The following is a 14,090-nucleotide window of genomic DNA, read 5'->3' as shown; positions in this document are numbered from 1 at the left end:
CCCGCACCCCGGCCCGCCCTCACCCCCGCCCCGCAGTCCCTGTCCCCCGTGCGTGCTGAGGAGCCATGGCGTGAACCTGCCCGATTCCGCTGCCAGGACCCCCCTCCTGTGGGCGCTGTCCGGCGACAGCAGGGGCGCCCTCGCGGCCCAGGCGCGACGGCTGCGCGCCCACCTGGACACCCTGCCCGAGTGGAGCCCGGCGGACGTCGGGCTCGCCCTCGCGCACGCCACGACCGCCCGGGGACGGCGCGCCGCCCTCGTGGCCCGGGAGCGCGAGGAGTTCCTGGACAGCCTCGACGCGCTCGCCCGCGGGCGCCGCGCCCCGGGCCTCGTCGAGGGGCCCGGCGGGGACGGCGCCGGTGCCGCCTTCGTCTTCCCGGGGCAGGGCTCCCAATGGCCGGGCATGGCCGCGGAACTCCTCGCGTCGGAGCCCGGGTTCAGGAGGCGCGTGGACGCCTGCGCGCAGGCCCTCGAGCCCTTCGTCGACTGGTCCCTGATGGACGTGCTGGGCGCCGCCGACGGCGCGCCCGCCCTGGAGCGCCCCGACGTCGTGCAGCCCGTCCTGTTCGCCGTGGGAGTCGGACTGGCCGGTCTCTGGCGCGACCACGGCGTGCAGCCTTCCGCGGTCCTGGGCCACAGCTGCGGCGAGATCTCCGCCGCGGCCGTCAGCGGAGCGCTCTCCCTCGACGACAGCGCCCGTGTCGTCGCCCTGTGGAGCCAGGCGCAGGCCACCCTCTCCGGACGCGGGGAGATGGTCTCCGTCATGGCCCCCCTTGCCGAAGTCACCACCCGACTGGAGGCGTACGAGGGTCAGTTGGGGGTCGCCGCCGTCAACGGGCCGGGCGCGGTGATCGTGTCGGGCGACACCGCCGCAGCCTCGGAGTTCGTCGTCCGGCTCACCGCCGAGGGCGTCCACGCACGCCGTATCGCCGTCGGACTCGCCGCTCACTCTCCCCACATCGACGCCATCGTGCCGCGTCTCCTCGCGGACCTGGCCGCCGTCCGGCCGCTGCGCGCCGACCTCCCGTACTACTCCGGTCTCACCGGTGGCCTGCTTCCGGAACCGGTTCTGGACGCGGACTACTGGGCCCGCAACCTGCGCGGTACGGTCCGTTTCCACGAAGCCACCGCGGCCCTGCTGCGAGACGGCCACCGACTTGTCCTGGAGATCAGCCCGCACCCGGTCCTCACCACCGCCCTCCAGGCGACCGCCGCCGAACAGGACGTCACCGCCCACACCGGCGCGACGCTGCGCCGCGGTCACGGCGGACGTGCCCAGTTCCTCACCGCGCTCGGCGAGACGTACGTGCACGGCGCCACCCCCGACCACGCGGCCGTCTTCGAAGGGCTCGACGCCCACCCCGCCGAACTGCCCGCCGACCTGCGGGAGTCGGACGACGACGCGGACACGGCGGACCCCGGGGCCGCCCTCCGCGACGAGTTGGCCGGCCTCACCGCCGTCGGACAGCGCGAGCTGCTGCTGCGTGTCGTGGGCCAGGAGGTCGCCGCGGTGCTCGGCGGCGCGGGGCCGATCGACCCCGACGCCACCTTCACCGGCCTCGGTCTCGACTCCGTGACGGCGGTCGAGATCCGCAACCGCCTCACCGCGCTCACCGGTGCCGGGACGCTGCCCGTGACGGCCGTCTTCGACCATCCGACGCCGAGGCGGCTCGCCCAAGCGCTCGGGGAGGAGTTGCCGGCAGGCCCGCGAGCGGCGCGGGAGGGCGCGGAGGAACGCGACTCGGCCGACGCGGCCCCGGACGACGACCCGGTGGCGATCGTCGCCATGGGCTGCCGGTACCCCGGCGGCGCCGACAGCCCGGAGCGCCTGTGGCGGCTCCTGACGGACGGCACCGACGCCGTGACGCCGTTCCCCGCCAACCGCGGCTGGAGCACCGAGGGCGCCTGCGCCCCCGAAGACGTCGCTCCGGGCCGTCATTACCAGCGCGAAGCCGGGTTCCTGCTCGACGCCGATCGCTTCGACGCCGAGTTCTTCGGCATCTCGCCCCGCGAAGCACTCGCCATGGACCCGCAGCAGCGACTCCTGTTGGAGACGTCCTGGGAAACCCTCGAACGCGCCGGGATCGACCCGCACACCCTGCGCGGCAGCCGCACCGGGGTCTACGTCGGCGCGATGACCATGGACTACGGCCCCCGCCTGCACGAGGCGACGGAGGGCAACGGCCACCTCCTCACCGGCAACACCGGCAGCGTCGCCTCCGGCCGCGTCGCCTACGCCCTCGGCCTCGAAGGCGCCGCCGTCACCGTGGACACGGCCTGCTCCTCCTCGCTCGTGGCCCTGCACCTCGCGGTGCAGGCGCTGCGCCGCCGCGAGTGCGCCCTCGCGCTCGCCGGCGGCGCGACGGTGATGCCGACGCCGGGCATGTTCGTGGAGTTCAGCAGCCAGGGCGGCCTGGCGGCCGACGGGCGCTGCAAGGCGTTCTCCGCGCAGGCCGACGGGTTCGGACTGGCCGAGGGCGTCGGCGTCCTGCTCCTGGAGAGGCTGTCGGACGCCCGCCGCAACGGTCATCCGGTGCTCGCCGTGGTGCGCGGGAGCGCGGTCAACCAGGACGGCGCGAGCAACGGCCTGACCGCTCCGAACAGGCCCAGCCAGCAGCGGGTGATCCGCGCGGCGCTGGCCGACGCCGGACTGTCGGCGAAGGACGTGGACGCGGTCGAGGCCCACGGGACCGGCACGCGCCTGGGCGACCCGATCGAGGCCCAGGCGCTGCTTGCCACGTACGGGCAACAGCGTGCGCAGGGGCGGCCGCTGTGGCTCGGCTCCCTCAAGTCCAACATCGGCCACACCCAGGCCGCCGCCGGTGTCGGCGGCGTCCTGAAGATGGTCCTGGCGATGCGGCACGGACTGCTGCCCCGGTCCCTGCACATCACCGAGCCGACGCCGTACGTGGATTGGGCCGCGGGTGACGTCCGCCTGCTCACCGAACCCACACCGTGGCCGGTGGGCGAGGGGCCCCGGCGGGCCGGGATCTCCGGGTTCGGTATCAGCGGGACGAACGCGCACGTGATCGTGGAGCAGGTGCCGGAGCCGGACGCTCCGGCGGCCGCCGACCCGGGTACGCCGATGCCGTGGGTGCTGTCCGCCAAGTCCCCGGAAGCGCTGCGCGAGCAGGCGGCGCGCCTGGCTCGGGCGTGCGGCGTGCAGGTACGGACCGGTGACGTGGGTCTGTCCCTTGCGGAGACGCGCGCGCGGCACGAGTACCGGGCCGTAGTGGCCGGGGGACGCGGGGAACTCCTGGCAGGAGTACGGGCGTTGGCGGCGGGTGAGCCGTCCCCGTTCGTGGTGGAGGGCCGGGCGGCGACGGCCGGTGGGACGGTGTTCGTGTTCCCCGGGCAGGGGACGCAGTGGCTCGGGATGGCGCGCGAACTCCTGGACGAGTCGGCGCCGTTCGCCGCCTCGATGGAGGAGTGCCGGGCCGCGTTGGCGCCCTTCGTCGAGTGGTCGCTGCCGGACGTGGTGCGCTCGGGCGACGGGCTCGACCGGGTGGACGTCGTGCAGCCCGTGCTGTTCGCGGTGATGGTGTCACTGGCGCGGTTGTGGCGTGCGTTCGGCGTGGTGCCGGACGCGGTGGTCGGGCACTCGCAGGGGGAGATCGCGGCCGCGGTGGTCGCCGGAGGGCTGTCGTTGGCGGACGGGGCGAGGGTGGTCGCCCTGCGCAGCCGGGCGATCGTCCGGCTCGTCGGACACGGCGGGATGGTCTCGCTGGCGCTGGACTCGGCGGCGGCCGAGGAGCGCCTCTCCGGCTGGCACGGGCGGTTGTCGGTGGCCGCGGTCAACGGCCCCTCGGCCATGGTGGTCTCCGGAGACCCCGGCGACCTCGACGAACTGCTCGCGTCCTGTGCGGCGGACGGGGTGCGGGCGCGGCGGATCGAGGTGGACTACGCGTCCCACTCGGCCCAGGTGGAGCGCGTCGAGAGCGAGGTGCTTGAGGCGCTGAAGGGGATCGAACCGGCCCGCGGGCAGATACCTCTGCTGTCCACGGTGACGGGGGAGTGGCTGGACACCTCGGTGATGGACGCGGGGTACTGGTACCGGAACCTACGGGGCACCGTCGGCTTCGAACCCGCCATCCGTACCCTCGCCCACCAGGGCTTCGGCGCGTACGTCGAGGTCGGCCCGCACCCCGTGCTGACCATGGCGGTCGAGGAGACCCTGGACGCGGCCGGCGCGACGGGCGTGGTCCTCAGCACCCTGCGCCGGAACGAGGGCGGCCTGCGGCGCATGCTCCTGGCGGTCGGCCAGGCGCACGCGCGGGGCGTCGCCGTGGACTTCTCGCCCGCCTTCGACGGCACCGGGGCCACCCGGATCGAGCTGCCCACCTACGCCTTCCAGCGCGAGCGGTTCTGGCTGTCCGCCACGCGGCAGGCGACCGGTGGACCCACGGAGCCGGACGGGCTGTGGGAGGAGCTCGCGGCAGCGGAACCGCCGCGGCTGGCCCAGACGTTGGGAGTGACACCGCAGGCCCTGGACGAGGTGCTGCCCGCGCTGACCGCCTGGCGGGCCGACCGGACGCGGAAGCGGCGCGTCGACTCCTGGCGGTACCGCGTGGCGTGGCGGCCGCTGGACCTGCCGCCCGCCGCGGCGCCGCCCGGACACTGGCTCGCCGTGTGCCCCGAGGAGGGGGCGGCCGACGTCGTGGACGGGCTGGCGGCGGCCGGCCTCGATCTGACCGTGGTGAGCGCCGGGGAGCCCGGGCAGGGCCGCGCCGCGCTGGCCGCCGCGCTGACGGCGGCCGCAGGGCAGCGGCCCGTGGCCGGAGTCGTCTCCCTGCTGGCGGACGAGACCCGCCCGCATCCCGGGCACACCGACCTGCCCGGCGCGCTCGCGCTCACCCTCGCACTGGTCCAGGCCCTCGGTGACGCCGGGATCGACGCGCCGTTGTGGTGCGTGACGCGAGGCGCCGCCGTGGTCGGGGCCGGGGAGCGGCCGGGCGCGGCCCCGCACGCGGCCGTCGCGGGGCTCGGCCGCTGCGCCGCGCTGGAACACCCCGACCGCTGGGGCGGCCTCGTCGACCTTCCCCACGAGCCGGACGAGCGGACGCTGCGGCGGTTGTGCGCCGTGCTGACGTCCGTGACCGACGAGGACCAGGTCGCGGTGCGGGCGACCGGGGTCCACGGACGGCGCCTGCTGCCCGCGCCGGTGCACGGCGAGCTGCCGGTGCCGGACGCGGTGTCCGGGCACGGCACGGTCCTCGTCACCGGCGGCACCGGTGGGGTGGGCTCCCACGTGGCGCGGTGGCTGGCCGCGTGCGGTGCCGGGCATCTGCTCCTCGTGGGCCGACGCGGGCCGCGGGCGCCGGGCGCGGACGCGCTGCGGGCGGAGCTGGAGGCGTCGGGCGCGGCCGTGACCGTGGCGGCGTGCGACGTCGCCGACCCGGAGCAGGTGGCGGAACTGCTCGGCGCCCTGCCGCAGGACCGTCCGCTGACCGCGGTCGTGCACGCGGCGGGTGTGCTCGACGACGGCGTCCTCGACGCCCTCACTCCCGCCCGGCTCGCCGTGTCGCTCCGTGCCAAGGTGACCGCCGCCGAGGTGCTGCACGAGGCGACCGAGGGCCTCGGCCTCGCCGCGTTCGTCGTCTTCACCTCGCTCATGGGGGTCGTGGGCAACGCGGGGCAGGCGGGGTACGCGGCGGCCAACGCCGCGCTGGAGTTCCTCGTCGCCGCACGGCGGGCCGCCGGGCTGCCCGGCACGGCCCTCGCCTGGGGCGCCTGGGCGGCCGGTGAGGGCATGCTCGCCACCGGGGTCGCGGACCGGCTCAGGGAGCGCGGTCTGGCCTCCATGGACCCCGCGGCGGCCGTCACCGCCGTCGGGCGCGCCCTGGCGCAGGACGACGCGCTGGTCGTGGTCGCCGACGCGGACTGGCGGCGGTTCGCCGACGCGACGGGCCCCCGCGCCGCCGCCCTGCTCGCCGAGCTGACCGGCCGGGACGACGACGAGGGCGGAAAGCGGGCCGACGCGCCCCGAACGGCGTTCGGCGAGCGGTTCGCCGCCGTGCCCGCCGCCGAACGGGCCCGGTTCCTCACCGACCTCGTACGGACACACGCGGCAGCCGTCCTCCGGCACGCCGCCCCCGACGCCGTACGCCCCGAACGGGCCTTCACGGACATGGGGTTCGACTCCCTGACGGCGGTCGAGCTGCGCAATCGCCTGGCCGCCGCCACCGGCGTACGACTGCCCGCCACCGTGCTCTTCGACCGGCCCACACCGGCCGTCCTCGCCGACCACCTCCTGAGCGAACTCGGTACGCCCGGCGAGCTCGGCACGGCGGGCGGGCCCGTCGGCGCCCGGGCTCTGCCGGAGACGTCCGCCGCCCAGGACGGCGAGCCCATCGCCATCGTGGGCATGGGCTGCCGGTTCCCCGGCGGCGTACGACGCCCCGCCGAGCTGTGGCGACTGCTCAGCGAGGGCCGGGACGCGGTCACCGACTGGCCGGCGGACCGGGGCTGGGACGCGGCGGCGCTCCACGACCCGGACCCGGACCGGACCGGCACCACCTACTGCACGCGGGGCGCGTTCGTGACGGACGCCGCCGACTTCGACGCCGAGTTCTTCGGGATCTCGCCGCGCGAGGCGCTCGCCATGGACCCGCAGCAGCGGCTCCTCCTGGAGACCTCCTGGGAGGCCGCGGAGCACGCCGGGCAGGACCCGGCCGCGCTGCGCGGGCGCCGGGTCGGCGTGTTCGTCGGCACCAACGGCCAGGACTACATGGGCCTCGCGGGCGCCGACCCCGAGGTGTCCGAAGGGCACCTCCTCACCGGCAACACCGCCAGCGTGATGTCCGGCCGCATCTCCTACGTCCTCGGCCTCGAAGGGCCCGCCCTCACCGTGGACACGGCCTGCTCCTCGTCGCTGGTCGCCGTGCACCTCGCCGCCCAGGCACTGCGGCGCGGCGACTGCGACCAGGCGTTCGCGGGCGGCGTCACGGTGATGAGCACGCCCCGGCTGTTCGTCGAGTTCAGCCGCCAGCGCGGCCTGGCCCGCGACGGACGGTGCAAGGCGTTCGGGGCGGGCGCCGACGGCACCGCGTGGGGCGAGGGCGCCGGAGTGCTGCTTCTGGAGCGGCTGAGCGACGCCCGCCGCAGAGGCAGCCGGGTGCTCGCCGTGATCCGGGGCTCGGCCGTCAACCAGGACGGCGCGAGCAACGGCCTGACCGCCCCCAACGGACCCGCCCAGGAGGCGGTCATCCGCGCCGCGCTCGCCGACGCGGGCCTGCACCCCCACCAGGTCGACGCCGTGGAGGCGCACGGCACCGGCACCGTGCTCGGCGACCCCATCGAGGCGCAGGCCCTCCAGGCCGTGCATACGGGGCGACCCGCCGAGAGGCCGCTGTGGCTCGGCTCGGTCAAGTCCAACATCGGGCACACCCAGGCCGCTGCGGGAGTCGCCGGGCTCATGAAGACGGTGCTCGCGCTCGGCGCCGGAGAGCTGCCCGGCACGCTCCACGCCGACGAACCGAACCCGCACATCGACTGGTCCGCGGGCGAGGTGCGGCTGCTCACCGGGCCCACGCCCTGGCCCGAGACGGGTGAGCCGCGGCGGGCCGGAGTCTCCTCGTTCGGCATCAGCGGCACCAACGCCCACATCGTCGTGGAACAGGCGCCGCCCGCTCCCGCCCCGACGCCGGACGGCGTCCCCGGGACGGCTGTCACCGTGCCGCTGTTGCTGTCCGCCCGTACCCCGGACGCCCTGCGCGCCCAGGCCACCCGGCTGCGCACGCACCTCGGCGAACACCCCACCGACCTCGCGGACGTGGCCCGCACCCTCGCCACCGGACGTGCCGCGCTCGACCACCGCGCCGCCGTCCTCGGCCGCGACCCCGACGCCGTCCTGGCCGCACTGGACGCCCTGGCCGACGGGTCCTCCGCCGGGCGGCTCGTCACCGGTCACGCGGGCGCGCCCGGCCGGACGGCCTTCCTCTTCCCCGGCCAGGGCAGCCAGCGCCCGGGCGCGGGCGCCGAGCTGTACCGCACCGAACCGGCCTTCGCCGACGCGCTCGACGACGTCCTCACCCACCTGGCACCCCACCTCCCCCCGGACCTCGAACAGCCGCTGCGCGACGTCATGTTCGCCGCCCCCGGCACCGCGGGCGCCGCACTCCTGGACCGCACCGCCCACACCCAGCCCGCGCTGTTCGCCCTCCAAGTGGCGCTGTTCCGGCTGATGGAGCACTGGGGCGTACGCCCGGACGCACTGCTCGGGCACTCCGTCGGCGAGCTCGCCGCCGCCCACGTGGCCGGGGTCCTCGACCTGCCGGACGCCTGCGCCCTGGTCGCCGCGCGCGGCCGCCTCATGGACGCGCTGCCCGGCGGCGGCGCCATGGCTGCCGTGGAAGCCGACGAGGCGGAGGTACGGGCGCTGCTCGCGGACCCCGGCGCCGACGCGGACGGCGTCTGTGTCGCCGCCGTCAACGGGCCGCGCTCCACCGTCCTGTCCGGCGACCGCGCCCCCGTCCTGCGCCTCGCCGAGGCCTTGCGGGCACGGGGACGCCGCACCAAGGAGCTCGCGGTCAGCCACGCCTTCCACTCGGCGCGCGTGGAGGCGATGCTCGACGCGTTCCGTTCCGTGGCACGGCGCATGACGTACGAGCCGCCGCGCATCCCCGTCATCTCCAACCTCACCGGCGAGCGCGCCACCGCCGACGACCTGTGCGACCCCGAGTACTGGGTGCGGCACGTGCGCGGCACCGTCCGCTTCCTCGACGGCGTCCGCACGCTGCTCGCGGAGAACACCACCAGCTGTCTCGAACTCGGCCCCGCCGGCGTGCTGTCCGGCGTCGTCGAGGAGTGCCGTACCGCCGGGGACGACTGCCGCGCCGTACCGCTGCTGCGCGAGGGACGCACCGAAGCCGAGTCGCTTGCCGGAGCCGTCGCCGCCCTGCACGTACGGGGCGTGCCCGTCGACTGGACCGCGGGCACCGCGCCCCGCACGCCCCCGCTGGACCTGCCCACGTACCCCTTCCAGCACCGCAGGTACTGGCCCGCGCCCCGCACCGCCCGTACCGCCGACGCGGCGGACGCCTGGACCTACCGCGTCACCTGGCGCGCCCTGCCCGACCCGGCCCCCGCCCGCCTGACCGGAACCTGGCTGCTCGTCGTCCCCGAGGCGGCCGTCGGCGCTCCGCTCACCGAGGTGTGCCGGAGCGCGCTCACCGGGACCGGCGCCGACGTCTCCGTCCTCGGAGTCCCCGACGGCACCGACCGGTCCGGGCTCGCGGCGCGCATCCCGTCCGGCGTGCGCGGCGTGCTGTCGCTGCTCGCCCCTTCCACCGGGCCCGAGGCCACCCTCCTGCTCGTCCAGGCCCTCGGCGACGCGGGCGCCGACGCGCCGCTGTGGTGCCTCACCACCGGCGCCGTCGCCGTGGACGGCCGGGGCCCCGACCACCCCGAACAGGCCCAGGTGTGGGGACTCGGCAGGGTCGCCGCGCTCGAACACCCGCAGCGCTGGGGCGGTCTCGTGGACCTGCCCGAACGCCCCGACGACACCGCCCTGCGGCGCCTGTGCGCCCTGCTGTCGGGGTCCGTGCGCGCCCGGGACGGCGGCTGCGCCGAGGACCAGGTGGCCGTCCGTGCGGACGCCTTCCACGGCCGCCGCCTGGTCAGGGAGCCCGCCGCCGGTGGCCGTGCCACGCCGGACGGCGCCTCGCCGGAGTGGAGCGTACGCGGCTCGGTCCTGGTCACCGGCGGCACCGGCGGTCTCGGCGCCCACGTCGCCCGCCGTCTCGCCCGAAGCGGCGCCGACCACCTCGTCCTGACGAGCCGTCAGGGGCCGCGGGCACCCGGCGTGGCCGAACTCGTCCAGGAGCTCACCGCGTCGGGTACGCGTACCACCGTCGCGCCCTGCGACGTCGCCGACCGGCATGCGCTCGCGGACCTCCTCGACCGCCTCGCGGCCGAAGGCGACCCCGTACGGGCCGTCTTCCACGCGGCCGGGGTCACCTCCGACACCCGGATCGCCGACTGCACGCCCGCGCTGCTCACCGAGGAGACCGCGGCCAAGGTACGCGGAGCGGCCCACCTGGACGCGCTGCTCGGCGACGACCTGGACGCCTTCGTGCTCTTCTCGTCGGTCTCCGCCGCCTGGGGCAGCGCGGGGCAGGCCACCTACGCGGCCGCCAACGCCTTCCTGGACGCCGTCGCCGCCCGGCGGCGCGCACAAGGGCGCGCCGCGACCTGTGTGGCCTGGGGGCCGTGGGCCGGGGCGGGCATGGCACAGGGGGAGACCGGCGCGAAGCTGCGCCGCCTCGGCCTGGTGCCGATGGCGCCCGAGGTGGCGCTGGACGCGCTGTGGCGGGCCCTGGAACGCGACGACAGCGGCGTCGTCGTCGCGGACATGGACTGGGCGCGTTTCGCCCCGGCCTTCCGCTCCGGCCGTGAGAGCGCTCTGTTCGGCGACCTCCCCGAGGCCGCGAGCGGGACGGCGGGCGAGCGGGCGCCGGACACGGGATCCGACGCGGCGGCCCGCTGGCGCGAGCGGCTCGCCGCCCTGCCCAGTGGCGGAGAACGGCACCGCCTGCTCACCGAGTTCGTGCGCACCGAGGCAGCCGCCGTCCTGGGGCACGACTCGGTGGCGGCCGTGGACGCCGGACGGCCCTTCCACGACATCGGCTTCGACTCGCTCACCGCCGTCGAACTGCGCAACCGCATCACTGCCGCCACCGGCCTCACCCTGCCCGCCAGCACCGTCTTCGACCACCCCACGGCCACCGCGCTCGGGGAGCACCTGCACGGCGAACTGAGCGGCATAGGCGCCGAGTCGCAGGCCTCTCCCCCCTCGTCCACCGCCGCTGCCGCCGACGAGCCGCTGGCCGTGATCGGCATGGCCTGCCGCTTCCCGGGAGGGGTACGCAGCCCCGAGGACCTGTGGGACCTCGTCACGAGCGAGCGGGACACGATCGGCCCGCTCCCCGACGACCGCGGCTGGCCGCTCGACGCCCTTTACGACCCCGACCCCGCGCGCGAGGGAACGTTCTACACGAACGGCGGCGGATTCCTGGACGGCGCCGGGGACTTCGACGCCGAGTTCTTCGGGATCTCGCCGCGCGAGGCGCTCGCCATGGACCCGCAGCAGCGGCTCCTCCTGGAGACCTCCTGGGAGGCGCTCGAACGCGCGGGCATCGACCCCGGGGCGCTGCGCGGCAGCCAGGGCGGCGTCTATCTGGGCGTCGCCGGGCAGGGCTACGGCACCGGCCCGCAGGACCCGGCCGCCGACGTGGAGGGCCACCTCCTCAGCGGCACGGTCACGAGCGTCGCCTCCGGGCGGATCGCCTACACCCTCGGCACCGAGGGCCCCGCCGTCACCGTCGAGACCGCGTGCTCCTCCTCACTGGTCGCCCTCCACCTGGCCGGGCAGGCGCTGCGCGCGGGGGAGTGCTCCTTCGCTCTCGTCGGCGGCGCCGCCGTCATGGCGTCCCCCGACGCCTTCGTGGAGTTCAGCCGCCAGCGCGGGCTCTCGCCCGACGGCCGCTGCCGGTCCTTCGCGGACGCCGCCGACGGCACGGGCTGGGGCGAGGGCGTCGGCGTCGTGGTGGTCGAGAGGCTCTCCGAAGCTCGCCGCCAGGGGCATCGGGTCCTCGCCGTCGTACGGGGCTCCGCCGTCAACCAGGACGGCGCGAGCAACGGGCTCACCGCCCCGAGCGGCCCCGCGCAGGAGCGCGTCCTGCGCCGGGCGCTCGCCGCCGCCGGGCTCACCGGGGGCGACGTCGACCTCGTCGAGGCGCACGGCACCGGCACCACCCTCGGCGACCCCATCGAGGCGCAGGCCGTCCTCGCCGTCTACGGCCAGGACCGCCCCGAGCAACGGCCTTTGTGGCTCGGCTCGTTGAAGTCCAACATCGGTCACACCCAGGCAGCGGCGGGCATCGCGGGCGTCATCAAGACGGTCATGGCCCTGCGCCACGGCCTGCTGCCCCGCACCCTCCACGTCGACGCACCGACCACCAAGGTGGACTGGTCCACGGGCGCGGTACGGCTGTTGACCGAGGCGCGGCCGTGGGGCGGGGCCGGCCGTCCGCGCCGTGCCGGGGTCTCGTCGTTCGGCATGAGCGGCACCAACGCGCACGTGGTGCTCGAACAGGCCCCGGACGACAGCCCGTTGGCCCCGCCGCCCGTCGCGCCCACCGCACCGGAACCGATTGCGGGCGACACCGTGGCGCTGCCGCTGTCCGCCGCCTCCGCGCCCGCCCTGCGCGCTCAGGCCCGCCGCCTGCGGGAGTACGTCGAGGCCGACGCCGAGCGGCCCCTCGCGGACATCGCCCACGCGCTCGCCACCACCCGCACCCCGTTCCGCCACCGCGCCGCGGTGACCGGCCGCACCCGGCAGGAGATCCTCGGCGCGCTCACGGCGCTCGGCGACGGAGCGCCCGCACCCGGAGCCGTCACCGGCCGCGCGGGCGAGGCGCGGACCGTGTTCGTGTTTCCCGGTCAGGGGTCGCAGTGGGCGGGGATGGCGGGTGAACTGCTTGAGGGGTCGCCGGTGTTCGCGGCTCGGGTTGTGGAGTGTGCTGAGGCGTTGGCGCCGTTCACTGACTGGTCGTTGCTGGATGTGCTGCGTGGGTCTGGTGGTGCCGTGTCGTTGGAGCGGGTGGATGTGGTGCAGCCGGTGTTGTTCGCGGTGATGGTGTCGTTGGCGGAGGTGTGGCGGTCGTGCGGGGTGGTGCCTGCTGCGGTGGTCGGGCATTCGCAGGGGGAGATCGCCGCTGCTTGTGTGGCGGGGGCGTTGTCCCTGGAGGACGCTGCCCGTGTCGTCGCCCTGCGCAGCAGGGAACTCCTGCGTCTGGCCGGGCGCGGCGGCATGGCGTCCCTGGCCGCGCCCGAGGATCGCGTACGGGAGATGCTGCTGCCGTACGGCGAGCGGATCGGGGTGGCCGCCGTCAACGGCCCGGGGGCCGTCGTCGTCGCGGGCGAGCCCGCCGCGCTGGAGCGGCTCCTCGCCGACTGCGCACGCGAGACCGTACGGGCCCGGCGGCTCCCCGTCGACTACGCCGCCCACTCCGCCCAGGTCACCGACGTCGGCGACGCGTTGCGCTCCGCCCTCGCCGGAGTGCGGCCCCGGACACCGGACGTGCCGCTGTATTCCACCGTGACCGGCGACGTCGTCGACGGCGCCGCGCTGGACGCCGCCTACTGGTACCGCAACCTGCGCGAGCCGGTCGAGTTCGCGCGGGCCACCGAGACCCTGCTCGCCGCCGGGCACGACCTGTTCGTCGAGATGAGCCCGCACCCGGTGCTGACCGCCGCGGTCGCCGGAACCGCCGAGCGGGCGGGGCGGCCCGCGGCCGCCGTCGGCACGGTCCGCCGCGACGACGGCGGCACCGACCGCCTCCTCGCCTCGCTCGCCGAGGCATGGACGCACGGCGCCCCCGTGAACTGGCCCGCCGTGCTGCCCACGCCCACCGGCTCCCACGTCCCGCTGCCCACCTACCCCTTCCAGCACGAGCGCTACTGGCTGCCCACCCCGGGCCGGACCGCCGTCACCGCGACGGTGCCGGTCACCGCCCCGGAGCCCGCGGCCGGGCCACCCGGCTCGGACCCGGCGGCCGAACTCGCCGCCCGACTCGCCCCCTTGGACGAGACCGACCGCCGCCGCACCGTCCTCGACCTGGTCGTCGCGCACGCCGCCGCCCTGCTCGGACACTCCGGCACCGCGGCCGTCGAACCCGAACGGCCCTTCTCCGAAGCGGGGTTCGACTCGATGCTCGCGGTCACCTTCAGGAACCGCCTCGGTGCGGCGACCGGCGTCCCGCTGCCGCCCACCGCGGTCTTCGACCACCCCACGCCCGCCGCGCTCGCCGCCCACCTCCACGAACAGCTCGCCGCGCCACCCGAACCGGAGCGGCCCGTCCTCGCCCAACTGGAGCGCCTCGCCGACGCCCTGGCCACCGCGGGCACGGACACGCCGGACGCCGACGAGATCGGCGCCCGCCTGCGCGACCTGCTGCGCGCCTGGAACGGCCGCCGCCCGCGGGAGTGCGACGCCGACGGGGCGGAGGGCGCCGACACGTCCACCGCCACCGCCGACGAACTCTTCGAACTGCTCGACAACAACTACGGCGCCTGAGGGAGAGCGAGAC

Annotated in this window: 1 protein-coding gene; it reads left to right on the top strand. The window is 76.3% G+C overall.

The window, feature by feature from the left end; genetic code table 11:
- Positions 1-70 precede the first annotated feature (70 nt).
- Positions 71-14,077 (top strand): type I polyketide synthase, encoded by a 14,007-nt coding sequence (locus ACZ69I_RS15555; protein ID WP_470832610.1) that lies wholly within the window; start codon positions 71-73, stop codon positions 14,075-14,077.
- Positions 14,078-14,090: the final 13 nt, after the last annotated feature.

It is taken from the genome of Streptomyces sp. NPDC036815, from assembly GCF_055609205.1.
Note: the sequence above shows the minus strand (reverse complement) of the source record. Positions and strands in the feature narration are given on the sequence as shown.